The 25,227-nt window shown below is 69.0% G+C and carries 23 protein-coding genes and 1 pseudogene; 14 read left to right on the top strand and 10 right to left on the bottom strand.

All coding sequences use genetic code 11. The features are described 5' to 3' along the window. Positions 1–71: 71 nt before the first annotated feature. From IM776_RS01480 to IM776_RS01505, 6 genes and pseudogenes are all read left to right on the top strand, one after another. Complete coding sequence (locus IM776_RS01480) at positions 72–896, top strand: ABC transporter ATP-binding protein (protein WP_194421327.1); 825 nt, start codon at positions 72–74, stop codon at positions 894–896. A 98-nt stretch (positions 897–994) separates the two neighbouring features. Continuing rightward, positions 995–1,693: pseudogene (locus IM776_RS01485) on the top strand (ABC transporter ATP-binding protein); the annotation flags it as partial. Further along, positions 1,690–2,781 (top strand): ABC transporter permease, encoded by a 1,092-nt coding sequence (locus tag IM776_RS01490; RefSeq protein ID WP_194421329.1) that lies wholly within the window; start codon positions 1,690–1,692, stop codon positions 2,779–2,781. The pseudogene IM776_RS01485 and the gene IM776_RS01490, both read left to right, overlap by 4 nt. A 3-nt stretch (positions 2,782–2,784) precedes the next feature. Then, positions 2,785–3,852 carry an ABC transporter permease gene (locus tag IM776_RS01495; RefSeq protein WP_422730927.1) on the top strand — a complete coding sequence of 356 codons (1,068 nt, stop codon included), beginning with the start codon at positions 2,785–2,787 and terminating at the stop codon, positions 3,850–3,852. Further along, positions 3,849–6,092 carry an exo-beta-d-1,3/1,6-glucosidase gene (locus IM776_RS01500; protein ID WP_194421330.1) on the top strand — a complete coding sequence of 748 codons (2,244 nt, stop codon included), beginning with the start codon at positions 3,849–3,851 and terminating at the stop codon, positions 6,090–6,092. Before IM776_RS01495 ends, IM776_RS01500 begins: the two co-directional genes overlap by 4 nt. A gap of 191 nt (positions 6,093–6,283) precedes the next feature. After that, positions 6,284–7,780: a SulP family inorganic anion transporter gene (locus tag IM776_RS01505; RefSeq protein ID WP_194421331.1), complete on the top strand. Its 1,497-nt coding sequence runs from the start codon at positions 6,284–6,286 to the stop codon at positions 7,778–7,780. A gap of 19 nt (positions 7,781–7,799) precedes the next feature. Here the strand turns inward: IM776_RS01505 and nhaA are convergent, their stop codons facing one another. The 7 genes from nhaA to IM776_RS01540 all read right to left on the bottom strand — a co-directional run bounded on the left by nhaA (position 7,800) and on the right by IM776_RS01540 (position 15,438). Then, the gene (gene nhaA / locus IM776_RS01510; protein WP_194421332.1) at positions 7,800–9,080 is read right to left on the bottom strand and encodes a Na+/H+ antiporter NhaA; all 1,281 of its coding nucleotides are present in this window, start codon (positions 9,078–9,080) and stop codon (positions 7,800–7,802) included. Between the two features lie 76 nt (positions 9,081–9,156). Further along, positions 9,157–9,804, bottom strand: a complete 648-nt coding sequence (locus tag IM776_RS01515; RefSeq protein ID WP_194421333.1) for a response regulator — start codon at positions 9,802–9,804, stop codon at positions 9,157–9,159. Next, entirely contained in the window at positions 9,801–10,949 is a 1,149-nt protein-coding gene (locus tag IM776_RS01520) for a sensor histidine kinase (RefSeq protein WP_194421334.1), read from the bottom strand. Before IM776_RS01520 ends, IM776_RS01515 begins: the two co-directional genes overlap by 4 nt. A 28-nt stretch (positions 10,950–10,977) precedes the next feature. After that, complete coding sequence (locus tag IM776_RS01525; RefSeq protein ID WP_194421335.1) at positions 10,978–11,646, bottom strand: DUF2306 domain-containing protein; 669 nt, start codon at positions 11,644–11,646, stop codon at positions 10,978–10,980. 64 nt (positions 11,647–11,710) lie between these two features. Then, the gene (locus IM776_RS01530; RefSeq protein ID WP_194421336.1) at positions 11,711–12,724 is read right to left on the bottom strand and encodes a LacI family DNA-binding transcriptional regulator; all 1,014 of its coding nucleotides are present in this window, start codon (positions 12,722–12,724) and stop codon (positions 11,711–11,713) included. Positions 12,725–12,733: 9 nt separating this feature from the next. Next, on the bottom strand, positions 12,734–14,395 hold the full coding sequence (locus IM776_RS01535; RefSeq protein ID WP_194421337.1) for a glycoside hydrolase family 13 protein: 1,662 nt from the start codon (positions 14,393–14,395) through the stop codon (positions 12,734–12,736). Positions 14,396–14,511: 116 nt separating this feature from the next. After that, on the bottom strand, positions 14,512–15,438 hold the full coding sequence (locus IM776_RS01540; RefSeq protein WP_228479854.1) for a 2-hydroxyacid dehydrogenase: 927 nt from the start codon (positions 15,436–15,438) through the stop codon (positions 14,512–14,514). An 87-nt stretch (positions 15,439–15,525) separates the two neighbouring features. On the opposite strand from IM776_RS01540, the gene IM776_RS01545 reads away from it, so the two are divergent. Further along, positions 15,526–15,957: a DUF1761 domain-containing protein gene (locus IM776_RS01545; RefSeq protein ID WP_194421338.1), complete on the top strand. Its 432-nt coding sequence runs from the start codon at positions 15,526–15,528 to the stop codon at positions 15,955–15,957. A 177-nt stretch (positions 15,958–16,134) separates the two neighbouring features. Here the strand turns inward: IM776_RS01545 and purQ are convergent, their stop codons facing one another. Both purQ and purS read right to left on the bottom strand, forming a co-directional pair. Next, positions 16,135–16,842, bottom strand: a complete 708-nt coding sequence (purQ, locus tag IM776_RS01550) for a phosphoribosylformylglycinamidine synthase subunit PurQ (RefSeq protein WP_194421339.1) — start codon at positions 16,840–16,842, stop codon at positions 16,135–16,137. Further along, complete coding sequence (gene purS / locus IM776_RS01555) at positions 16,839–17,087, bottom strand: phosphoribosylformylglycinamidine synthase subunit PurS (protein WP_194421340.1); 249 nt, start codon at positions 17,085–17,087, stop codon at positions 16,839–16,841. The genes purQ and purS overlap by 4 nt, the downstream gene beginning before the upstream one ends. Before the next feature lie 144 nt (positions 17,088–17,231). On the opposite strand from purS, the gene IM776_RS01560 reads away from it, so the two are divergent. Beyond that, the gene (locus IM776_RS01560) at positions 17,232–17,879 is read left to right on the top strand and encodes a hemerythrin domain-containing protein (RefSeq protein ID WP_194421341.1); all 648 of its coding nucleotides are present in this window, start codon (positions 17,232–17,234) and stop codon (positions 17,877–17,879) included. 34 nt (positions 17,880–17,913) lie between these two features. Here the strand turns inward: IM776_RS01560 and IM776_RS01565 are convergent, their stop codons facing one another. After that, on the bottom strand, positions 17,914–18,444 hold the full coding sequence (locus IM776_RS01565; protein ID WP_194421342.1) for an adenine phosphoribosyltransferase: 531 nt from the start codon (positions 18,442–18,444) through the stop codon (positions 17,914–17,916). 160 nt (positions 18,445–18,604) lie between these two features. Here IM776_RS01565 and IM776_RS01570 point away from each other — a divergent pair, with 160 nt between their 5' ends. The 6 genes from IM776_RS01570 (at position 18,605) to IM776_RS01595 (ending at position 25,183) form a co-directional block, all read left to right on the top strand. Beyond that, positions 18,605–19,912: an ABC transporter substrate-binding protein gene (locus tag IM776_RS01570; RefSeq protein ID WP_194421343.1), complete on the top strand. Its 1,308-nt coding sequence runs from the start codon at positions 18,605–18,607 to the stop codon at positions 19,910–19,912. 94 nt (positions 19,913–20,006) lie between these two features. Further along, a complete protein-coding gene (locus IM776_RS01575; RefSeq protein WP_194421344.1) occupies positions 20,007–21,065 on the top strand; it encodes a carbohydrate ABC transporter permease in 1,059 nt (352 codons plus the stop codon). Next, positions 21,062–21,949, top strand: a complete 888-nt coding sequence (locus tag IM776_RS01580) for a carbohydrate ABC transporter permease (RefSeq protein WP_194421345.1) — start codon at positions 21,062–21,064, stop codon at positions 21,947–21,949. Before IM776_RS01575 ends, IM776_RS01580 begins: the two co-directional genes overlap by 4 nt. Before the next feature lie 5 nt (positions 21,950–21,954). Then, positions 21,955–23,379, top strand: coding sequence for a GH1 family beta-glucosidase (locus IM776_RS01585; RefSeq protein WP_194421346.1), 1,425 nt, complete (start codon positions 21,955–21,957; stop codon positions 23,377–23,379). A 22-nt stretch (positions 23,380–23,401) separates the two neighbouring features. Then, the gene (locus IM776_RS01590; RefSeq protein ID WP_194421347.1) at positions 23,402–24,397 is read left to right on the top strand and encodes a LacI family DNA-binding transcriptional regulator; all 996 of its coding nucleotides are present in this window, start codon (positions 23,402–23,404) and stop codon (positions 24,395–24,397) included. 60 nt (positions 24,398–24,457) lie between these two features. Continuing rightward, the gene (locus tag IM776_RS01595) at positions 24,458–25,183 is read left to right on the top strand and encodes a GntR family transcriptional regulator (protein ID WP_194421348.1); all 726 of its coding nucleotides are present in this window, start codon (positions 24,458–24,460) and stop codon (positions 25,181–25,183) included. Positions 25,184–25,227: the final 44 nt, after the last annotated feature.

Raw genomic sequence — 25,227 nt, forward strand, 5'->3', positions numbered from 1 at the left:
GAAACGGACTGAGCGAGCGAAGCGAGTCGAAGTCGCCTCTGCAGCCCCAGCCATCCCAGACAAGGAACTCCATGACAGACCCCCTGCTGTCCGTCCGCGACTTCTCGGTCGTGTACGACGTCGATCCGCCTGTCGCGGCGGTCAAGGACGTCACACTCGAGCTGCAGCGCGGCGAGATCCTCGGCCTCGCCGGTGAATCCGGGTGCGGCAAGACGACTCTTGCGTACGGCATCCAGCGCCTGCTCAAGGCGCCCGCGGTGATCACCGGCGGATCCGTCGTCTTCCACGACACGAACGGTTCCGACATCGACGTGAACGAGCTCGGCCCCGAGCAGATGCGCCGGTTCCGCTGGGACAAGGTCTCGATGGTCTTCCAGGGTGCGATGAACGCCCTGAACCCGGTCGCCACGATCGGCTCGCAGCTCGAGGACGTCTTCGAGGTGCACCGGCCCGGCATGAGTCGCCGCGACCGGCGGGATGCCACAGCCGAGCTGCTCGAGATCGTCAAGGTCGGGTCGCAGCGATCCCGCTCGTTCCCGCACGAGCTCTCCGGCGGCATGCGCCAGCGAGTCATGATCGCGATGGCTCTCGCGCTCCGGCCCCAGCTGATGGTCATGGACGAGCCGACCACGGCGCTGGACGTGCTCGTGCAGCGCGAGATCCTGCGTCAGATCTCGCAGCTGCGCCGGGAGTTCGGCTTCTCGGTCATCTTCATCACCCACGATCTTCCCCTGCTGCTCGAGATCAGCGATCGCATCGCGATCATGCGGGAGGGCGAGATCGTCGAGCTCGCCACCGCGGAGCAGATCTGGCGCGACCCGCAGGACGAGTACACCAGGACGCTGCTGTCGTCCTTCCCGCGCCTCACCGGAGAGAAGGGGGTGGTGGTGCGATGAGCACTCTCGAGGTCCGCCACGTCACCAAGGTCTACAACGTCCGAGGCGCCGGTCACCTGACCGCGCTCGACGACGTGAGCTTCACCCTGAACTCCGGCCAGACGATCGGCCTGGTCGGCCAGTCCGGCAGCGGCAAGTCGACGATCGCGAAGATCCTCACCCAGCTGGAGACCCCGACCAGCGGCGAGGTGCTGCTCGACGGGCAGCCGATCCCGCGCCGCGGACGCGGTCTGCGAACCTACCGTCAGCAACTGCGAATGGTCTTCCAGGATCCGTTCGCCTCCCTCAACCCGTACCACTCGATCCGCTACCACCTCGAGCGCCCCCTGCGCCTCGACGACGTGGTGCCGAAGGACGAGACCGAGGCCGAGGTCCGCCGCCTCCTCGAGCGCGTGCGACTCGACCCCGACGCCGTGATCGACCGCCGGCCGCACGAGCTCTCCGGCGGTCAGCGCCAGCGCATCGCGATCGCCCGCGCCCTGGCATCCCGACCTGCGATCCTCGTCGCCGACGAGCCGGTCTCGATGCTCGACGTCTCGATCCGCCTCGGTGTGCTGAACCTGCTCGCCGACCTGCAGCGCGAGGAAGGTCTGGGCGTGCTCTACATCACCCACGATCTCGCCACCGCGCGGCACTTCAGCGACGAGATCATGGTGCTCAACCAGGGCCGCATCGTCGAGCACGGCACTGCGGACGACGTCATCCTCCACCCGCAGGATCCGTACACGCGGGAGCTCCGCGCCGCATCCCCCGATCCCGAGCGATTCTTTGCCGACACCCTCGGAGGTGCACGATGACCGCCGTCGAACCGCAGCTGCCCGCAGCAGAAGCGCACCCGGTGCCGGATGCCGTCGAGATCGGCACCACGGCAACCAAGGCCGTCGCCGGCCGCTCCCACGTGCCGTGGCGATTCCTCGGTGGCCGCGCCGTCTTCTACCTGTTCACGGTGTGGGCGGCCCTGACGATCAACTTCTTCCTGCCCCGCATGATGAAGGGCGACGCGGTCACGCAGTACCTCGCCCGCAACCGCAACGTCTCGCCCGAGGCCGCAGACGCACTGCGGGCACTGCTCGGCCTCGACACCGACAAGAGCCTGTGGCAGCAGTACCTCGACTACTGGGGGCTGCTGCTGCGCGGCGACCTCGGCGTCTCGCTGCTGCACGGCCTGCGTCCCGTCACTGAGGTGATCAGTCAGGCGCTGCCGTGGACGATCGGCCTGGTCGGACTCGCCACGATCGTGTCCTTCGCGATCGGCACCATCGGCGGAGCGTTCATCGGCTGGCGTCGTGGCAGCCGGCTCGACGTGTTCATCCCGGTCACCACGTTCCTGAGCACCATCCCCTATTTCTGGTTGGGATTGCTCGCGATCGCGCTGTTCTCGGTGAACCTCGGCTGGTTCCCGATCGGCAAGGCGTACGGCGTCGGCATGACGCCGGGGTGGAACTTCGAGTTCATCGGTCAGGTGATCCATCACGGCACGCTGCCGCTCGTCACGATCGTGATCGCCTCGCTCGGCGGATGGATGCTCGGCATGCGCAACATGATGCTCACCGTGCTCGACGAGGACTACATCACCGTCGCACAGGCCAAGGGCATGCCGAACCGGCGCGTGCTCTGGGGCTACGCCGCCCGCAACGCGGTGCTCCCGCAGATCCAGAGCTTCGCGCTCTCGATCGGCTTCATCGTCGGCGGCACGATCGTCATGGAGATGGTCTTCAGCTACCCCGGTGTCGGCAAGCTGCTGCTGGATGCCACCAACGCCAAGGACTACGCGCTGATGCAGGGCGTGTTCCTGGTGATCACCCTGTCGGTGCTGGTCGCGAACATCCTCGCCGACATCGCCTACGCATTCCTCGACCCGCGCACGCGCCAGACGGAGGCCTGAGCAATGACCACCACAGACGCCGCCCAGCGCCAGACCGGTGCGGGCACGCCCGAGACGTTCCTGATCCGCACGACCACCAGCGGTCCGGGCCGTCCGGACCAGAGCTTCTGGGCGAAGCTCGCCTCAGCGTTCGCGATGTTCCGCAACGGCAAGTCGATCGCGGGGCTGGTGATCCTCGGATTCTTCGTCCTCGTCGCCATCTTCGCCGACGTGCTCGCGCCGTACTCGCCGACCAAGGTCGACAACTCCGCCCGCCTCCAGCCGCCGTCCGCGGCGCACTGGCTGGGCACGACGCACATCGGCGAAGACGTGCTGAGCCAGGTGATCCACGGCACGCGCGGCGTCATCGTCGTCGGGTTCCTCGCCGCGATCATCGCGACGCTGATCGCGATCACGGTCGGCGTGATCGCCGGATACCTGTCCGGCTGGAAGAGCGAGGCGCTGTCGGCGCTGACCAACGTGTTCCTCGTGATCCCCGGCCTTCCGCTGATCATCATCGTCGCCGCGATGTTCGAGGAGCCGCCGCTCGTGCTGATCGCCGCGGTGCTGGGCATCACGGGGTGGGCGTGGGGCGCGCGCGTGCTGCGCGCCCAGACGATGTCGTTGCGCAACCGCGACTTCATCCAGGCCGCCCGCGCGAACGGCGAGCCGCTGCGCCGCATCATCACCGTCGAGATGCTGCCGAACCTCATGGCACTGATCGCCGCGAGCTTCGTCGGTACCGTGACGGCCGCCATCCTCGGTCTCACGACCCTGTCGTACATCGGCGTGATCCCGGTGACCACGTACAACTGGGGCACGATCCTGAACTGGGCATCCGCCCAGGGCGCGTTCGGCCAGAACCAGTGGTGGTGGTACCTGCCCCCGGGGCTCTGCATCGCCGCGATCGGCGTCGCCCTGTCGCTGATCAACTTCGGCATCGACGAGTACGTCAACCCGCGGCTGCGCTCCGCCGGGGAGCGGGCCCGCGCGATGAAGAAGAAGGGCCTCGACGTCAACGACGCCGTGACGGCCGTCCGCTCCGACCTCGCTCCCGCAGCGGGCCCAAAAGCAAGAGAACACAGGAAATGACTGAGACGCTCCTCGACCTCCACCCCTACCGCGACGCCACCCTCCCCATCTCCGAGCGCGTCGCCGACCTGCTCGGCCGGATGACGCTCGAGGAGAAGGTCGGGCAGATGCTGCAGCTCGACGCCCGAGACGACCTGGAAGACCACGTGCTGCGCCGGAACGCCGGCTCGATCCTGCACACCTCCCCCGAGCGCATCGTCGCCGCGCGAGAGCTGACGCTGCGTACGCGCCTGCAGATCCCGCTGATCGTCGGCGAGGACTGCATCCACGGCCACTCGTTCTGGCCGGGCGCGACGATCTATCCGACGCAGCTCGGGATGGCGGCATCCTGGGATGCCGCGCTCGTGGAGCGGGTCGCGCGTGCCACCGCCGTGGAGGTGGCCGCGACCGGCATCCACTGGACCTTCTCTCCCGTGCTCTGCATCGCCCGCGACCTCCGCTGGGGGCGCGTGAACGAGACGTTCGGTGAGGACTCGCACCTGATCGGCGAGCTCGCCAGCGCGATGGTGCGCGGCTACCAGGGCGACGGCCTCGACGACCCGACCGCGATCCTCGCGACCGCCAAGCACTTCGCCGGCTACTCCGAGACGCAGGGCGGCCGGGATGCCTCGGAGGCCGACATCTCGCGGCGCAAGCTCCGCAGCTGGTTCCTGCCGCCGTTCGAGCGCGTCGCCCGCGAGGGATGCCGCTCGTTCATGCTCGGCTACCAGACCACGGACGGCGTGCCGATCACCCTCAACGAGTGGCTTCTCAGCGACGTGCTGCGCGGTGAGTGGGGCTACACCGGCACGCTCATCACCGACTGGGACAACGTCGGCCGGATGGTCTGGGAGCAGCACGTGCAGCCCGACGTCACGCATGCCGCGGCCGCCGCCGTGCGGGCCGGAAACGACATGATCATGACGACGCCCACGTTCTTCGAAGGCGCGTTGGATGCCGTCGTGAAGGGCATGCTCGCGGAGGACGCGTTCGATGCCGCCGTGGCGAGGATCCTCACGTTGAAGTTCGAGCTGGGCCTGTTCGAGGACCCGCGTCAACCGCGCGAGGACGTAGCCGCTCTCGTCGGCACGGCCGAGCACGCTGCGCTGAACCTCGAGGTGACCCGGCGTTCGCTCGTGCTGCTGGAGAACGACGGGACGCTTCCTCTTGCCCCTGCGGCGACCAAGCGCATCGCGGTCGTCGGCCCGCTCGCGGACGACGACCAGGAGCAGCTCGGCGACTGGGCCGGCGGTTCAGGACAGGCCGGATGGCTCGACGGACAGCCGCGCGAGATGATCACGACCGTGCTCGACGGGCTGCGCGAGATCGCGCCGTGGGAGGTCGTGCACGCCCGCGGCGCCGACATCCTCACCCTCGAGCCCGACCCTGCCGGCGCCACCTGGCCGGACGGGCAGCCCCGGCCGCCGGTCGTGCGTCCCGTCGCGGCCGACGAGGCGCAGATCGCCGAGGCCGTGGCCGCGGCTTCGTCGGCGGATGCCGTGGTCGCCGTGGTCGGCGATGCGCGAGGACTCTACGGCGAGGGGCGCTCCACCGCGACCCTCGAACTCATCGGCGGGCAGATCGCCCTGCTCGATGCGCTGATCGAGACGGGCAAGCCCGTCATCGTGGTGCTCATGGCGTCCAAGCCGCTGGTGCTGCCGGCATCCGTGCAGCGCGCCGCGGCCGTGCTGTGGGTCGCGAATCCGGGCATGCAGGGCGGTCGCGCGATCGCAGAGCTCATCGCCGGAGCCATTGAGCCGACGGGCCGTCTGCCGATCTCGTTCGCGCGTCACGCCGGGCAGCAGCCGACGTACTACAACCAGATCCGCGGACAGCACGGCGACCGCTACGCCGACCTCACCCAGTCGCCGGCGTGGGCGTTCGGCGAGGGGCTGTCGTACACGACGGTGTCGTACTCCGATCTGGTCATCGACGAGGCTGCGCTCGCGGCATCCGGCACGGTCGTCGCGCACGTGAGCGTGACGAACACCGGTGCGCGTCCGACGATCGAGACCGTCCAGGTGTACGTGCGGGATGCCGTCACCAGCGTGAGTTGGGCCGACCGGGAGCTCAAGACGTACCGGCAGGTGCCGCTGGAGCCGGGGGAGTCGGTGCGTGTGCGCATCGAACTGCCGGTGGCCGAGTGCACGATCGTGGATGCCGCGGGCACCCGCGTCGTCGAACCGGGGGAGTTCGCGCTGCTGGTCGGACCGAGCTCGCGCGAGGAGTCCCTGCTCAGCGCGGAGTTCACGGTCGGCTGAGTCGGCTTCGACTCGCTCCGCTCGCTCACCCCGTTTCGTCTTCGGCGGCTGTGCCGCCTCCGCTCAACGACCCGCCGGCTGTCGACAGGTTCTCCGCGGGTCGTTGAGCGAGCGAAGCGAGACGAAAGGTCGGCGACACCCCCGGATACAGTTGATCTGCCCCAATCGGGGCGTTCACCCTTGGAGTCCGCATGGCAACCGTCGACGAGCGCGCCCGCTACCGGCCGAATCCGTCCGTCCTGACCGCGCTGAAGTCGCCGCGGCTGCTGACCCGCGAAGTCCTCGCCGGGCTCGTGGTCGGACTCGCGCTCATCCCCGAGGCGATCGCGTTCTCGATCATCGCCGGGGTCGACCCGAAGGTCGGACTGTTCTCGGCGTTCGTGATGGCCGTGTCGATCGCGTTCGTCGGCGGCCGCCCCGCCATGATCAGCGCCGCGACCGGAGCCGTCGCCCTCGTGATCGCCCCCGTCATGCGCGAGCACGGTATGGACTACTTCATCGCCACCGTCATCCTCGCCGGCGTCTTCCAGGTGCTGCTCGCCGTCCTCGGCGTCGCGAAGCTCATGCGCTTCATCCCCCGCAGCGTCATGGTCGGATTCGTCAACGCGCTCGCGATCCTGGTCTTCATGGCGCAGCTGCCGCACCTGATCGACGTGCCCTGGCTCGTCTACCCGCTGGTGGCCGGCGGCATCCTCGTCATGATCCTGATGCCGCGCCTGACGAAGATCGTGCCCGCGCCGCTGATCTCCATCATCCTGGTCACCGCCGTCGTCGTGCTGTTCGCCCTCGACGTCCCGACCGTCGGCGACGAGGGCGAGCTGCCGCGCAGCCTGCCCGAGCTGTTCATCCCGAACGTCCCGCTCACCTGGGAGACGTTCACGATCATCGCGCCGTTCTCCCTCGGGATGGCTCTGGTGGGGCTGCTCGAATCGCTCATGACGGCCAAGCTCGTCGACGAGATCACCGACACCCACTCGCGGAAGACCCGCGAGGCATGGGGGCAGGGCGTCGCGAACATGCTCTCCGGGTTCCTCGGAGGCATGGGCGGCTGCGCGATGATCGGCCAGACCATGATCAACGTGAAGGTCTCCGGAGCCCGCACCCGCATCTCGACGTTCTGCGCCGGCGTGTTCCTGCTCGTCCTCGTCGTCACCCTGGGCGACGTCGTCGCGATCATCCCGATGGCGGCGCTGGTCGCCGTGATGATCATGGTGTGCGTCGCGACGTTCGACTGGCACAGCATCCGCCCGTCGACCCTGCGCCGGATGCCCAAGAGCGAGACGATCGTCATGGTCGCCACCGTCGTGCTCGTCGTGCTCACCGAGAACCTGGCGATCGGGGTCGTCGCCGGCGTGATCGTGGCATCCGTCCTGTTCGTCCGCCGCGTCTCGCACTTCGCGACCGTGACGCGCAGCGTGTCAGCGGATGCTGCGCACTACACGGTCGACGGCGAGCTGTTCTTCGCCTCCAGCAACGACCTCACGACGCAGTTCGAGTACGCCGACGACCCGGAGCGCGTGGTGATCGACATGGCGCGCTCGCACATCTGGGATGCATCGACCGTCGCCGCCCTCGACGCGATCGAGACCAAGTACGCACAGCACGGCAAGACCGTCGAGCTCAGGGGACTCAACGACGCGAGCGGCCTGTTCCACGGCCGGCTGAGCGGCGGCTTCCCGCCGGCGTGAGGCCGACGCTGTCAGTCGCTCAGGGCGCGGACTCGGAGGCGCGATAGCGACGGTTGCGCAGACCCAGAAGAACGGATGCCAGGACCGCTGCCAGCACGGAGGCCGTGAGGATCGCGACCTTGGCGTGATCGTGCGCCTCGGTCCCCGCGGCGAAGCTGAGCTCGGCGACCAGGAGCGAAACCGTGAACCCGATCCCGGCGAGGACGCCGACGCCGAGGATGTCCAGCCAGCGCAGAGCGGGATCGAGGTCGATCCGCCGGATGCGGGTGATGGCCCACGTGGCGGCGGTGATGCCCAGCGGTTTGCCGAGCACGAGCGCCAGCACGATCCCGAGCACGATCGGGTCGGAGAACGCCGAGACGAAGCCCTCAGCGCCGCCGATCGCTACGCCTGCGGAGAAGAACGCGAACACCGGCACCGCGAACCCGGCCGACAGCGGACGGAACCGGTGCTCGAACACCTCGGCCAGGCCCGGACCTGCGTCCGGCCCGCGATCCGCCCGCTTGTGCAGCACCGGGATGGTGAAGCCGAGCAGAACCCCGGCGATCGTGGCGTGGATGCCGGACGCATGCAGCAGCACCCACGCGACGACCCCGATCGGCAGCAGGATGAGCCACGCGGCGGTCGGCCGCAGGTGGAAGAAGCGCCGGTACAGTTGGGCGATCGCGCCGTAGACCGCGATCACGACGAGCGCGAGCAGCAGCAGGACGACCTCGACCGTCTCGGTGTAGAACAGCGCGATGATCCCGATGGCGATCAGGTCATCGACCACGGCGAGGGTGAGCAGGAAGATCCGCAGCGCGCTCGGCAGATGCGAGCCGATCACGGCCAGCACGGCGACCGCGAAGGCGATGTCGGTCGCCGTCGGGATCGCCCACCCGCGGGATGCCTCCGCCGATTCCGCGACGACGGCGAGGTAGATGATCGCCGGCACGGCGACCCCGCCGACGGCCGCGACGATGGGCACGATCGCCGTGCTGAACTGCCGCAGGTCTCCACTGACGAACTCGCGTTTGAGCTCGAGACCGACGAGGAAGAAGAAGATCGCCAGCAGACCGTCGGCCGCCCATGCGCCGATGCTGAGCCGCAGGTGCCACGGCTCGTAGCCGATCTCGAAGTCCCTGATCGCGAAGTACGACTCCGACCAGGGCGAGTTCGCCCACACCAGCGCTACGACGGCGAGGGCGACCAGCAGGACACCGCCGACGGTCTCCTTGCGCAGGATCTCGGTGATGCGGAGCGATTCCGCCGCGGACGAGGAGGGGAAGAAGCGGCGGATACGGGGAGCGGAGGGCGACATGAGCGCCTTTCGGGTCGACGGCAGATTGCGTCGACCAGGCTTCCCGACTCTCCGCACTCAGCCTATCGCGGCATCCTCAGCGCTTCACCCGCCCGGTCTCGTACGCCCACATCGCGGCCTCCACACGATTGCGCACGCCGATCTTCGCGAGGATCGCGCCGATGTGCGTCTTGACGGTCCCGAGCGAGAGGAACAGACGTCCGCCGATCTCGACGTTGGTGAGGCCTGCGGCCAGCAGCGCCAGCACCTCCTCCTCGCGTGCGGTCAGCGGTTCGGCGGCCGGCCGGGAAGCGGATGCCGTCGGCGCGAACTCCGCGAGCAGCCTGGTCGTGATCCGCGGTGAGATCAGCGCATCGCCGGCGGCCGCCGCCCGCACGGCCTCCGCGATCAGCGTGGGTCCGGCATCCTTCAGCAGGAAGCCCCGCGCGCCCGCGCGCAGCGCCCCGTACACGTACTCGTCGAGGTCGAACGTCGTGATGATCACCACCGGAACCGGGTCGGCGACGCCCTCGCCCGCCAGCAGCTCGGTGGCCTGGATGCCGTCGAGCCCCGGCATCCGGATGTCGAGGAGCGCGACGTCCGGCCGGGTGCGCCGTGCCAGCGCGACCGCCTCGGCGCCGTCGGCGGCCTCCGCGACGACCTCGATGTCCGCGGCCGTGTCGAGCAAGAGCCGCAGCCCGGTGCGGACCGGCTCCTGGTCGTCGGCGATGAGGACGCGGATCATCGGACGCTTCTCGTCGGGATCACAGCGCGCAGCATCCATCCGCCGTCCGGAGCGGGCCCCGCCTCGACCGTGCCGCCCAGCAGTGCGGCGCGCTCGCTCATGCCGCGCAGCCCGTGACCGTCGCCGGAGGGCGATGCCGCGGATCGCCCGTCGTCGGTGACCGTCAGGTGCGTCGATCCGGGTGCCGAGGTCACGGCGACGCGGATCGACGTCGCGCCCGTGGCATGGCGGCGTGCGTTGGTGATGGCCTCCTGCGCGATGCGGAACAGGGTCGTCGCGACGATGTCGGGCACGGCCGCCGGCAGCTCGACCGTGACGACGACCTTCGGCGGCCCGTCGGCGGCGAAGTCCTCGATCTCGGCGATGCCGGGCGACGGCGCGTATTCGACAGGGCCGCGCAGCACCCCCACGAGGGCGCGCATGTCGTTCATCACGGCGGAGGCCTCGCGCTCGATCACCTCGAGTGAATCTCGGACGATGTCGTCGGCGGGCAGATTCGTCACCGCCATGCTCGCGACCTGCGCGCGGATCACGATCGCCGACGCGTGATGCGCGACCGTGTCGTGCAGGTCGCGCGCGAGGGCCTCGCGTTCCTGGGCACGGATCGCCGCGAAGTCCCTGGCTCTGGATGCCACGCGCTCCCGCCGCAGCGCGCCGATCAGCACGGCCCCGCCGACGAAGGCCACTCCGGCGACGACGCCGGCGATGCCCTCGGGCGTGAACAGATTCGTACCGCTCAGCGCGAGCGAGCACAGCAGGCCGGCCGCGAGGATCGCGCCGCCGATGGTCCGCTCCTTCGTCGAACCCCAGCGGAACAGCGCGTAGGGCGCCATGAGCAGGGCGAACATGGCGACGAGGCCGCCGGTCGGGATGCCGCCGAGCACCTGGGCGACCTCGAAGCCGGCCGACAGGGCCGTGGTCGTCGCGACGACGAGCAGCGGATGCGAGCGCCGCCACGGCAGGGCAGCCAGCGCGAGGGTCGTCACGGCCGCCGTCGCCACCGGCCACGACAGGTCGGTGCGGAGGGCGGTCTCGAGGATCGCCAGCACGACCAGCGCGATGACGAGCACCATGTCCCGCGGTCTCGGGCCGGCCGGGCTCATGTCGAACCGGGAGAGGCGCTCCGCGTCGCGTGGGGTCGGCACACTCGGCATGTTACCCACGCGACTGTGCTCACGCGGCGACGGTGTGCTCACGCGGCAGTCCGGCGGGCCGGCGCCGCAGGATCGTGCGGCGGATGATCACCTCGGCGGCGACGATGTTGATCAGCCACCCGGCGTCCATCTGCACCAGCCGCCAGAACTCGTCCGGCGCGCCGAACAGGATCGCGAACGGCGCCGAGGTGAGCACCTGCGTGCCGGCGCCCATGGCGAGTGCATACGCACGGATCATCCACGCGCCGTGCTGAGGGATGTCGCGGCGGGCGATCGCCACGAGCGCCAGCACGATGGACATGGCCATCAGCACGCCGACGACGTACCGGGAGATCTGCAGCGCGAGCCCGTCGATCGGCGGGGCGTCGTAGTACGCCGTCATCCACAGGCCGGTCAGCGCGACGGCGAGTCCGGCCGGCACGAGCAGGTAGCGCCCGGCGAACCGATGCCAGCCGAGGTGACGGCGGCGGAGCCCGGGGAGGAACTGGAACGCGCCGATCAGTGAGTACACCAGTGCGCCGATGATGTGCACGACCACGGGCAGCGGCATCTCCATGAAGCGTGCGTTGGCGGACGTGACGGGTGCGTCGGCGGCGATCTCGCCGACACGGACGGCTCCGGCGAGCGACGGGATGAGGGCGAGGATGATGAGGCCGGCGGCGATGAGCCATTCACGACGGGTGTTCATGCTTCGATGCTCGCCGGTGCGGCATCCGGCGCACATCGGCCACATGGCCGGTTCCGCCGTCGGGTCACCTGTCCTGGACGCGCGCCGTCGTGCCGCGCACGATCAGCTCGAACGGCAGTGCAGCCTGCGACGCCTGCTCGTCGGTCGCCTCGAGCTTGGCGAGTACGGCCGCAGCCGCCCGCTCGCCCTGCGCGAGCGGGAACTGGTCGACCGTCGTCAGGCGGAAGAACTCGCCGAGTTCGTGGCCGTCGATGCCGACGACCGAGAGATCCTCCGGCACCCGGTATCCCAGATCGCGCGCCGCGAGCACGGCGCCGACCGCCATCTCATCGGATGCCGCGAACACCGCCGTCGGGCGGGGTCCCGGCCGTCCCAGCAGCTGCTTGGCCGCGCGGTAGCCGCCGTCGACGGTGAAGTCGGCGGGCTCCAGGTAGGCGGGTTTCGGGGTGATTCCGGCATCCGCCAGCGCCTTCTCGAAGCCGAGCCGGCGATGGGTCGGGATGTGGAAGTCGATGTCGAACTCCGGGTTCGCGCCGATGTGCGCGATCTCGGTGTGCCCGAGGCGCAGCAGGTGCTGCGTGGCGAGCTGTGCGAGTCCGAAGTCGTCCACCGTGAGCGTGTCCAGGCGCGGATTCGGACCGCCGATCGCGATCACGGGCAGGCCCAGCGCGAGCAGCTGCTCGGTCTCATCCTCGTCGAGTTCGATGGCGACGGCGATCACGGCATCCACCCGCTGGCGCCGCAGCGCCGTCTCGAACACATCCTTGCGCACGTCCTCGTCGGCGGTGATGTTGTACAGCGTGATGTCGTACCCGTGGCGCATCAGGGCGCTGGAGACGCCCGAGAGCACCGTGCTGAAGAACCAGCGATCCAGGAACGGCACGACCACGCCGATGTTCCTGGTGCGTCCCGAGGCCAGGCTCGACGCCCGCGAGGAGACCACGTAGCCGAGCTCCTGTGCGGCGAGGCGGACCTTCTCGCGGGACGCCGCCGAGACATAGCCGCGGCCGCTGAGGGCGCGCGAGACCGTGGCTGTCGACAGCCCGGCCCTGCGCGCGACCTCATCGATGCTGACCATGCGCCGGCGTCAGCCCTTCGTGTACCAGGTGGCGTGATCGGTCGGCAGGGCGGTGCCGTCGAACGGCTGGCTCTGCACCACGAACGTCACGTCGTCGCCGAGCTCCAGCGGCGCATCGCCGAGGTTCACCGCGACGTGCAGGTCGCCGCGGCGGAACGCCACGGTCTGCTCGCCGAGGTCCTCCCACACCAGTGAGCCGATGCCGAGGTCCCGCTCGCGGCGCAGCCGCAGCAGCTCCTTGTAGAGGTTCAGAGTTGAGGTGGCATCCGCCTGCTCGACGTCGCGGGCGAACGTCGCCCACTCGCCGGGCTGCGGCAGCCAGGAGTCCCCGGTGGTGTTGAAGCCGAAGGCCGGGGCGCCTGACTCCCACGGGATCGGCACGCGGCAGCCGTCGCGGCCGTAGCGCTCGCCGTTCGTGCGGAACCAGGTCGGGTCCTGACGGAACTCGTCGGGGATCTCCATGGCCTCGGGCAGGCCGAGCTCCTCGCCCTGGTACAGGTACGACGAGCCGGGGAGCGCGAGCATGGCGGTGGTCGCGGCGCGTGCGCGCGACAGGCCGGCGGACGGGTCGGGCTTGCCCGCGGACAGAGGGCCGATGCCGTCGCCCTGCGGGCTGTCGGCGGTGAGCGCCAGGCGCGAGGCGTGCCGGATGACGTCGTGGTTCGACAGCACCCAGGTGCTCGGCGCGCCGACCTTGCCGAACTCGTCGAGCGACTCGCGGATGATGTCGCGGATCTTCGCCGCATCCCATTCGGTCATCATGTACGGGAAATTGAACGTCTGGTGCATCTCGTCGGGGCGCACCCAGAGCGCCGTCTTCTTCAGCGTCGGCAGCCAGGCCTCGCCGCACAGTGCGCGGTCGCCGTCGTACTCGGCCATGACCTGATGCCAGTCGCGATAGATGTCGTGCACGCCGTCCTGACCCCAGTACGGCACGTTCTCCTCGCCGCCGCCCATCGAGTCGGCGTCCGCCACCGGTGCGTAGTCCGGAAGACCGGCCTCCTTGACCATGCCGTGAGCAACGTCCACACGGAATCCGTCGACGCCGCGGTCGAGCCAGAAGCGCAGGATGGAGCGGAACTCCTCCTTGACCTCTTCGTTGGTCCAGTCGAAGTCGGGCTGGGTGGCGTCGAAGATGTGCAGGTACCACTGGCCGGGGGTGCCGTCGGCCTCGGTCACGCGCTGCCACATCCCGCCGCCGAACACGCTCTCCCAGTTGTTCGGGGGCAGCTCGCCGTTCTCGCCGCGGCCGTCGCGGAACACGTACCGCGCACGCTCGCGGCTGCCGGGGCCTGCCTTGAGCGCCTCCTGGAACCAGGCGTGCTGGTCGGAGGAGTGGTTCGGGACGAGGTCGACGATGACGCGGATGCCGCGGGCGTGGGCCTGCGCGAGCATCTCGTCGAAGTCGGCGAGGGTGCCGAAGATCGGGTCGACGTCGCGGTAGTCGGCGACGTCGTAGCCGGCATCCTTCTGGGGGCTCGTCATGAACGGGCTCAGCCAGATCGCGTCGATGCCGAGCTCCTGCAGCGCGTCGAGGCGGCCGGTGATACCGGGCAGGTCGCCGATGCCGTCTCCAGATGCGTCGGCGAAGGAACGGGGGTAGATCTGGTAGATCACGGCACTGCGCCACCACTCGGAACCGGGCGCGGCGAACTGTTCGAGCTCTGTCATGCGGTCGAGCCTACTGCAAACGCTTACAGACCCGCTAGATCGCCGATCGAATCGGTTCGGCAGTGGGTGGACGGATGCGTGCGCCGCCCGGCATCCGCGCGTCAAGAACTATAGCGCTAGCCGCCGATCACGACATTGACGGGGGCGTCGCCGCGCAGCATCCGCTCGATCTGCGTGCGGATCAGGCGCGCGATGCGCGGATTCATAGCGGTGGATGCCCCGCCGACGTGCGGCGAGATGAGGACGCCATCGGTCTTCCAGAGCGGATGCTGCGCCGGCAGCGGTTCCGGATCGAGAACATCCAGCGCCGCACGGATGCGACCCTGCTGGCGCACGAGCGCGTCTGTGTCGATCAGGGTGCCGCGGCCGACGTTGACCAGCAGCGCGCCGTCGGCCATCCGACCGAGCAGCTCGTCGTCGAACAGGTGGTGGGTCGCGTTGCCGCCAGGGAGGGCGAGGATGACGATCTCGGCATCCGGAAGCAGTGCCGGCAGCTCGTCGATCGCATGCACCTGCACCCGCCCGAGCCGCTCATGCCACACGGGGCGGGCGGTGCGCGCGACGACGGTCAGGTCGATCTCGAAGGGCTCCAGGCGCAGCGCGATCGCCTCGCCGACGCCGCCGAATCCTACGAGCAGCACCCTGCGATCGGCGAGGCTCTCGGCGAACACCGGCGACCATTCGCCGTCCTGCTGGGCGAGGACGAACCGGGGCAACTGCCGCTGCGCGGCGAGGGTCAGCGCGAGCGCGATCTCGGCCGTCGACGTCTCATGCACGCTCGCGGCGTTCGCGAACGGGATGCCGCCTGGCAGCACCTCCTCGACGCCGTCGTAGCCGATCGACTGGCTTTGGACGAGGCCGACGTCGAGTCCCTCCAGGCCGCCGAAGAACTTCGTGCCGCCCATGTACGGCGGGACGACCAGATCGATCCGCTCGCGCGGAGCCGGGGACGCCATGTCCCAGATCTCCAGCTCCACTCCTTCGGGGAGGGGGCCGATGTTCTCGGCGAGGCGGGCGGTCGGCACGGTGACGAAGAGACTCACGTTCTGAGCCTATCGACCGCGGAGAGCCTATCGACCGCGGGCGTCGCGGAACGATACGCTCGGCGTCAACCCACCCGAGGAGAGACCATGGTTCCCGAGATCAACTACTGGGCTGTGCTGCTCGCGATGCTCTCGAGCATGGTCGTCGGCTCGATCTGGTACACACCGAAGGTGTTCGGCACGCGCTGGGCGCGCCTGGCGAACGTCGACATGACCGGTTCCGCGAAGAGCGCGGTCTGGCCGATCATCACCACCGTGATCGTCAGCTTCATCACCGCGTGGGTGCTCGCCGGAGCATCCGCCATCGCCTGGCACTTCTACGAGGGATCGTTCTTCCTCGGCACGATCGTCACGGCCGTGCTCCTATGGGCCGGTTTCACGGCGGCGCGCTTCATCACGCACGACGCGTTCGAGGGCCGATCGACTTCGCTGACAACGCTGAACATCGCGCACGAGCTCGTCACCCTCGTCATCATGGCCGTGATCATCGGCGTGTGGCCGCCCGCCGGAACCGTTTGACATCACGCTTCGACTCGTCGCCGGCGCTCCTCGCTCACCGCGTTTCGTCTGCGGCGGCTGCGCCGCCTCCGCTCAACGACCCACAGACGCAGTTCCCGCGGGTCGTTGAGCGAGCGAAGCGAGACGAAACGGGCTGAGCGAGCCGCAGGCGAGTCGAAGCCGACTCCAGTCGACGGGCTACGCGGCGACGCGCGCGACGGCGTTGATGGCGGCCTGGAAGAAGCCCAGGCCGTCGACGCCCGAACGCATCGCGGCGGCGGTGTCCGGTCCGAAGCCGGGCTCGGTGGCGTGCTCGGGGTGCGGCATGAGGCCCACGACGTTCCCCGCCTCGTTCGTGACACCCGCGATGTCGCGCAGTGACCCGTTCGGGTTGACGCCGGCATAGCGGAACGCCACGAGCCCCTCGCCCTCGAGTCGGTCGAGGGTGTCCTCGGAGGCGATGTAGCCGCCTTCGCCGTTCTTCAGCGGGATGACGATCTCCTGGCCCCGGCGGAATGTGTTCGTCCACGCGGTGTCGGAGTTCTCGACCGTGAGTGTCTGGTCGCGGCGCACGAAGTGCTGGTGGTCGTTGCGGATCAGGCCCCCGGGCAGCAGGTGCGCCTCGACGAGCATCTGGAAGCCGTTGCAGATGCCGAGCACGGGCATGCCCTTGCCGGCGGCATCCTTCACCTCGGCCATGATCGGCGAGAGCGCAGCGATCGCACCGGAGCGCAGGTAGTCGCCGTAGCTGAATCCGCCGGGAAGAACCAGGGCGTCCACGCCCTCGAGGTCGTGCGAACCGTGCCAGAGCGCGACGGGCTCGGCGCCGGCGAGGCGCACGGCACGCTGCGCATCACGGTCGTCCAGGGAGCCCGGCCAGGTGATGACCCCGATGCGGACGGTCACTCGACGACCTCGATGCCCACGACGTCCTCGATCACGGAGTTCGAAAGCACATCCTCGGCCAGGCGGCGCGCCTCGGCGAGCACGGCATCCGTGACCTCGCCGTCGACCGAGAGCTCGAAGCGCTTGCCGATGCGAACGTCGCTGAAGCCCTCGACGCCGATGCGCGAGAACGCACCTGCGACAGCCTTCCCCTGCGGGTCGAGCAGTTCGGACTTGGGCATGACGTCGACGACGATGGTGGGCATGAACGGCTCCGGAAGTCGCGGGAAGGCGGGCAGCCCCAGTCTATCGGCACGGGCCGCACGCCCGGTCCTGGACGTAGACGGATGCTCGCACCCGGGTCTACGCTGTGCGCATCGGGATTCTGGGGCCCGGGCAAGGAGCATGAGATGCCCTGTGACGCAAGCGGCATGGCAGAGATCCACCGGTGGTTCAAGACCGGCTTCGGCGAGGGCGGCGCTCTCGTCCAAGGGGTGAAAGACGGCGATGCGGCGCACGCCGAGGTCGTCGCCGCACACCTCGGCATGCTGTCGGTCGGGCTGCACGGACATCACGAGTTCGAGGACGCCAATCTCTGGGATCGGCTGAGCGCGCAGGCACCGCCGTGCGCGCTGCACGTCGAGCGGATGAAGTCACAGCATGCTCAGATGCTCGTCCACCTCGACGAACTCGACGCGGCGTTGCCCGGGTGGCGCGCCACCGGCCGCTCGGCCGACGCGAAGGCTGTGCTCAGCGCGCTGTCCGGCATCAACGCGGCGCTGGTCGCGCACCTGCCGGACGAGGAGGAGAACATCGTCCCGGTCATGGAGCAGGTGCTCGATCAGAAGGACATGGTCGCGGCGAGCGAGCATGGCCGCAGATCGATTCCCCGAGGGCGGAACTGGCAGGCGATGGGCGCGATCCTCGCCGCTCAGCCCGATGGCGGCGACGTGTGGCTGCGAAAGAACCTCCCGGCACCGGTGCGCCTGATCTGGCGATTCGTCGGTCGCCCGAACTATGCGGCGAACCGACGCGCCCTCGTGGAGGGACCGCACTGAATCGCGCGCCGCAGGCGGGTCAGTGCACCCTGCGTCAGGAGTGGAAGACGGTGTGCAGGTCGCCGATGGCCTCGCGTCCGCCGAGTCCCTCGATCTCGAACAGCACGGAGATGCCGGCGACGTGTGATCCGAGGCGCTCGATGAGCTGACGGCCGGCTGCGAGCGTGCCGCCGGTGGCGAGCACATCGTCGATCAGCAGCACGCGAGACCCGGCCGGCAGATCGTCGTGCATCTCGATCGTGGCCGTACCGTACTCGAGCGCGTAGTCGACGGATGCCGCGGGGCGCGGCAGCTTGCCGGCCTTGCGGATCGGGATGAGGCCCGTGCCCGCCGCGATCGCGGCGGCTCCGGCGATGAGGAATCCGCGTGCCTCGATGCCGGCGATCACGTCGAACTGCCCGGCGAACGGCTCGATGATCGCGTCGGTGGTCGCGCGGAGCGCCTCGGCATCGGCCAGCAGCGGCGTGATGTCGCGGAACAGGATGCCGGGTTCCGGATAGTCCGGAACGGTGCCGATCAGTGAAGCGGCGCGGGTGAGGGCAGGGGACAGCGCGGAGGAGGGCACGCGCCAAGGCTACTCGTCCCGTGTGAACGCAATCCCGCTTGACAGCGATGGGAGCGCTCCCATACAGTGACTCAAGGATCGTGGGAGCGCTCCCATGGTCGTCCACGCGTTTGAAGTACCACTGCACACCCACCGCACCACCACCACAAAGGAGTGAACCGTGAACACACCCATCCGCCGACGCCTGCTGGCGACAGCAGCCGTCGCATCCGTCTCCGCCCTCGCCCTCGCCGGCTGCTCGGCCGGAGGCAGCGAGGCCGACGCCGGCTCCGACGCAGACGTCACGCTGACCGTCACGACCTTCGGCACCTTCGGGTATGAGGAGCTCTACGAGGAGTACGAGGAGCTGCACCCGAACGTCACGATCGAGGCGAGCAATATCGACACCGGCGGCAACGCCCGCACCGACGCGTTCACCAAGATCGCCGCAGGCTCCGGCCTCAGCGACATCGTCGCGATCGAAGAGGGCTGGCTCGGCGCCATCATGGACGTCTCCGACACCTTCGTCGACCTGCGCGACTACGGCATCGAGGACCGCAAGGACGACTGGGTCGACTGGAAGTACGCGCAGGGGACCGACGCGGAGGGCCGCGTGATCGGCTACGGCACCGACATCGGTCCGTCCGGCATCTGCTACAACGGCCCCGCGCTCGAGGCTGCAGGGCTCCCCAGCGACCGCGAGTCCGTCGCCGAGCTGCTGGACGGCGACTGGGCCCACTACTTCGAGGTCGGCGCCGAGTACACGGCGAAGACCGGCAAGGCCTGGTACGACCACTCCGGGTTCGTGTGGAACTCGATGGTGAACCAGCTCGATGAGGGCTACTACACCGCCGACGGCGAGCTCAACGTCGAGGGCAACGCGGAACTGCAGGAGCGCTTCGAGCTGTTGGGGGCGGCGACCGAGGGTGGCCAGTCCGCCGCGCAGGCGGCCTGGGACTGGAACGGCGGCAAGTCGTTCGTCGACGGCACGTTCGCGACGTTCGTCTGCCCCGGCTGGATGCTGGGGACCATCGCCGGGCAGCTCGAAGCCGGCGGCGGCGACGCGTCGACCGGCTGGGACTTCGCCGACGTCTTCCCGGGCGGTGCGGCCAACTGGGGTGGCGCCTGGCTCTCGATCCCCGAGACGTCCGAGCACAAGGAAGCGGCCGCTGAGCTCGCCGACTGGCTGACGCAGCCCGAGCAGCAGGTGAAGCAGTCCGCCGCGGCCGGCAACTTCCCCTCGACCGTCAAGGCGCAGGAGGAGCTGGCAGCCGCAGCCACGCCGAACGAGCTCTTCAACGGCGCACCCACCGGTGCCATCCTCGCCGAGCGCGCGAAGGGCGTCGTGGCGCAGTTCAAGGGTGAGCACGACTCGGTGATCCAGGAGAACGTCTTCGGCCCTGCGCTGAGCAGCCTGGACCGCGGCGAGACCGACACGCAGGGCGCTTGGGACCAGGCCATCCAGCTGCTGAACGACCTCGTCGGCTGACATCCGCCACGCTCAGGTCGCAGTTTCTGCCGCTTCGGCGCCGCCAAACCGGCAGAAACTGCGACCTGCAGCATCCGATCTTGAGGCAGAACTCATGACTCTCACCGCCCCGCCCCGCGAGCGCCGTGACACGGCATCCGCCGCGACGGCCCATGCCGCGCCGAAGCGCTCCTGGCGCCACCGCGTCTCGAGGTTCGACCAGAACGCCTCGCCGTACTTCTACGTCGCGCCGTTCTTCCTCCTGTTCGGCCTGGTCGGCCTGTTCCCGCTCGTGTACACCGTGTACGTGGCTGTGCACGACTGGGATCTGCTCAAGGGCGAGGGCGACTTCGTCGGCGTCGGCAACTTCGTCGAGATCCTCGGCGACGCGATGTTCTGGAACTCGATCTTCAACACCCTGAGCATCTTCCTGCTCTCCGCCATCCCGCAGCTCGCGGTCGCGCTGCTGGTCGCCTATCTTCTCGATCGCGGTCTGCGGGCGCCGACCATCTGGCGCATGAGCGTGCTGATCCCGTTCGTGGTGACGCCGGTCGCCGTCGCGATCATCTTCTCCAGCATCTTCAACGAGGCCGACGGCCTCGCTAACAACCTGCTGAACCTCATCGGCATCGCCGATCAGGAGTGGAAGCACGACACCTTCCTCTCGCACATCGCGATCGCGATCATGGTGAACTTCCGCTGGACCGGGTACAACGCCCTCATCCTGCTGGCCGCGATGCAGGCGGTTCCGCGCGACCTCTACGAGTCCGCCGCGATCGACGGAGCGGGCGCGGGGCGCCGCTTCTTCTCGATCACCGTCCCGACGATCCGCCCGACCCTGATCTTCGTCATCATCACGTCCACGATCGGCGGACTGCAGATCTTCGCAGAACCGCGGCTGTTCGACGTTTCCACGGCGGGCGGCATCGGCGGCAGCGACCGGCAGTTCCAGACCACGGTGCTGTTCCTGTGGGAGCTGGCCTTCTTCCGCCGCAACCTCGGCGAGGCATCCGCCGTCGCCATCCTGCTGTTCCTGCTCATCGTCGGGATCGGCGTGATCAACTTCCTGCTCTCCCGGCGCATCGCCACCGGAGACGCACCGAAGGCAAACCGCGCCGCGCGCCGCCGTGCGCGCAAGAACGCCGCACGCAAGAACGAGGAGATCGCACGATGACCGCCACGCAGGCATTGAGCGTGCCCGAGAAGATCCGCAGGCGCAGGCCGGCCGGCGGCACGGCCGGCATCGGCAGCCGACCGGGCTTCCTCACCTACGGACTCCTCGCCGCGTTCATCATCGGCAGCGTGTATCCGCTGTGGTGGTCGGTGGTCGTCGCCAGCGGCACCAACTCCACCCGGGGCGAGACACTGCCGCTCATCCCCGGCGGGAACTTCTTCGCCAACGCGGCGAAGGTGTTCGACGCCATCCCGTTCTGGCTCGCGCTGGGCAACTCGTTCATCATCTCCACGGTGATCACGGTCTCGGTCGTCACGTTCTCGACGCTGGCGGGGTACGCGTTCGCGAAGCTCCGCTTCAAGGGCCGCGAGGGACTCATGGTCTTCGTGATCGCGACCATGGCGATCCCGACCCAGCTCGGGATCATTCCGCTGTTCATGATCATGCGCGAACTCGGCTGGACTGGGTCGATCGGCGCGGTCATCATCCCGACTCTCGTCACGGCGTTCGGGGTGTTCTTCATGCGCCAGTACCTCGTCGACGTCATCCCGGATGAGCTGATCGAGGCGGCGCGCATGGACGGCGCGAACCAGTTCCGCACGTTCCTGACCGTCGGCATCCCGGCCGCGCGTCCCGCGATGGCGATCCTCGGGCTGTTCACGTTCATGACGGCGTGGACCGACTACTTGTGGCCGCTGATCGTGCTCTCCCCCCAGAACCCGACGCTGCAGACGGCGCTCAGCCAGCTGCAGTCCGGCTACTACATCGACTACTCGATCGTGCTCACCGGTGCGGTGCTCGCGACCCTGCCCCTGCTCATCCTCTTCGCGGTCGCAGGCAAGCAGCTGGTCAGTGGCATCATGGCGGGCGCGGTGAAAGGATGACGCATATGACCACCAGGCGGTTCCCGGACGACTTCCTCTTCGGTGCGGCCACCGCGGCCTACCAGATCGAGGGTGCGGCCTTCGAGGACGGCAGGACGGCGTCCATCTGGGATGCCTTCGCCCGGGTTCCCGGCGCCGTCATCGGCGGCGACAACGGCGACATCGCCTGCGACCATTACCGCCGGTACGGTGACGACGTCGCGCTCATGAAGAGCCTTGGGCTGCAGACGTACCGCTTCTCCACCTCGTGGTCGCGCGTGCGGCCCGACGGCGGTGCCGTCAACCAGGCGGGCGTCGACTTCTACAGTCGTCTCGTCGACGAACTCCTGGGTGCCGGCATCCTGCCGTGGCTGACGCTGTACCACTGGGACATGCCGCAGGCGCTGCAGGAGAACGGCGGCTGGACGAGCCGCGACATCGTCGACCGGTTCCTCGAGTACGCAGGAACCATGCATGACGCACTCGGTGACCGGGTGAACGTGTGGACGACCCTGAACGAGCCGTGGTGCTCGTCGTTCCTCTCCTACACGGGCGGCGAGCACGCGCCCGGGCACACCAGCATCGCCGAGGGACTGCTCGCCGCGCATCACCAGCTGCTCGCGCACGGCGAGACGATTCGTGAACTGCGCGGTCGAGACGCGAACCTCAATCTCGGAATCACGCTGAATCACACGGTCGCCGATCCGGCCGATCCCCAGAACCCGGCGGACGTGGATGCCGCGCGTCGCGTGGACGGTCAGTTCAACCGCTGGTTCCTCGACCCGATCTATCGCGGCGAGTACCCGGCCGACATCATCGAGGATCTCCGGGCCGTCGACGCGGATGCGGTCGCGCAGTTCGAGGTCGCCGTCCGCGACGGCGATCTCGAGACGATCTCGCAGCGGATCGACACGCAGGGCGTGAACTACTATCACGGCGATCTGCTCTCGGGCACGGCACCCGAGCATCCGCCGGTGTCGGGCGCACCGCGTACCGAGCGCAAGGGACGCAGCCCCTACCCGTCGGATGCCGGCATCCACGCCGTCGAGCGCGGGCTCGCGCGCACGGCGCAGAACTGGGAGATCCAGCCGGAGGGCCTCACGCGTCTGCTGCGCCGCCTGTCGGACGACTACACCGCAGAGCGCGGCGTGACGCTCTACGTCACCGAGAACGGCGCAGCCTTCGACGACGTGGTCGCGGAGGACGGTCAGGTGCACGACGAAGACCGCGTCGAGTACGTCCGCGCCCACCTGGCAGCAGTGCTGGATGCCGCGGATGCCGGCGTCGATGTGCGGGGCTTCTTCTACTGGTCGCTGATGGACAACTTCGAGTGGGCCTGGGGGTACGACAAGCGGTTCGGAATCGTGCGCGTCGACTACGACACCCAGAAGCGCACGGTGAAAGACAGCGGCCGCGAGTACGCTCGGATCATCGCCGCACGCTCCCTCTGATCGCGCGGCCGGAAGGAGAGCTGTGCCCGCTCGCGCGACCATCGAAGAGGTGGCGTCGACGGCAGGCGTGTCGCGGTCGACCGTCTCGCGCGTCGTCAACGGCTCGACGGCCGTCAGCCCTGAGGCGCTCAAGGCCGTGCAGGCCGCGATCGCAGAGCTCAGCTATGTCCCGAACCGGGCCGCGCGCTCGCTGGCGTCGCGGCAGACGAACGCGATCGCCCTGATCGTCCCCGAGGACACCACCCGATTCTTCGGCGATCCGTTCTTCGCGGCGATCGTGGCGGGCATCACCGGGGCCCTGGCCGGATCGGATTACATCCTGAACCTGCTCATCGCCAGCGATGACCCGGGCGACAAGATGGCGAGCTTCGTGCGCAACGGTGGCGTCGACGGCGCGCTCATCGTCTCGCATCACACCCATGACGCCTACATCGACACGATCGCGGATGCCGTGCCCACCGTGTTCGGCGGACGGCCAATCCGCGCACGCGAGAGCGACTACGTCGTCGATGTGGACAACTTCGCGGGAGCCAGGACGGCCACTCAGCACCTCATCGACACCGGACGCACACGGATAGCGACGGTGACCGGCCCCTTGACGATGCTCGCCGCCGGTGACCGTCTGCAGGCCTTCCGCGCCGGGCTGGCGGATGCCGGGCTCGAGCCGTTCGCCGTGGAAGAGGGTGACTACTTCGAAGCCGGCGGAGCGGAGGCCGCACGCCGCATCCTCGCCGCCGGAACACCGGACGCGATCTTCGTGGCGAGCGACCTGATGGCGCGCGGGGTCATCACCGCACTGCGCCGGGCCGGGCTGCGTGTTCCGGACGATGTCGCCGTGGTGGGCTACGACGACTCCTCGGTGGCTCTGACGACCGACCCGCTTCTGACGACGGTGCGTCAGCCGATGTACAAGCAGGGCGAGACCATGGCGGCGGTGCTGCTGTCGCGGCTCGCCGGCCAGGAGCCGCCGAAGGTCACGATCCTGCCGACCGAACTGGTCGTGCGCGACTCGGCGTGAGGCCGGCCGTTCGTCTCGGTGCTCTACCCTGGGCGCCGTGACGATCAGGGACGCAGCCGGATGACCCGCTACCGCGACATCGCCGACGACCTGCGTCGCCGCATCGTGCAGGGGGAGTTCGGCGCGGGGGAGCGGATGCCGGGCGAGCAGAACCTTGCCGGGAACTACGGCGTCTCGCGCGGCGTCGTCCGCAATGCGCTCGCCGCCCTGCAGCGCCGAGGACTCGTGGAATCGCATCCCGGCTCGGGCTGGCGCGTGCGCGCCGACTTCCGCACGCAGGAATTCGCCGAGATGCGGTCGTTCGCGCAGTGGGCGCAGTCGCGACGCATGACGCCCGGCGGTCGGGTCGTCCGGCAGGAGTACGGACCTGCGACGGCAGTCGACGCGCGCGTGCTGCGGATGCGGACAGGCGACGATGTACTGCGCGTGACACGGCTGCGCACCCTCGACGGCCGGCCGGTCATGGTCGAACGCACCACCTACGCGCCGCGCGTGGCGTCGGTCATCCAGTCGCTGCCGCCGGACGAGCCCTCCGTCATGGCCGCGCTGCAGGTCGCGGGGTTCGCGATGGCCTCGGGCACGCATCGGATCGACACGGTCGCGGCCTCGAGCGAGGATGCCGAACTCCTGGGTGTGCGCCGATCCACGCGACTGCTGCGGCTGCGCCGCGAGACGCAGACCCATGACGGCATCCCGATCGAATACGGCGACGACCGCTACGCACCCGGCACGATGACGTTCGAAGTGCACGCGTCGGCAACCGGCAACCTCGTGGGCCGGGCCTGAACCGCCCATTTCAGGACAGGTGCGCTTGAGCGGGCGTGCTGGTC

The organism is Microbacterium abyssi (genome assembly GCF_015277895.1).
In the GTDB taxonomy this organism is placed as follows: domain Bacteria; phylum Actinomycetota; class Actinomycetes; order Actinomycetales; family Microbacteriaceae; genus Microbacterium; species Microbacterium abyssi.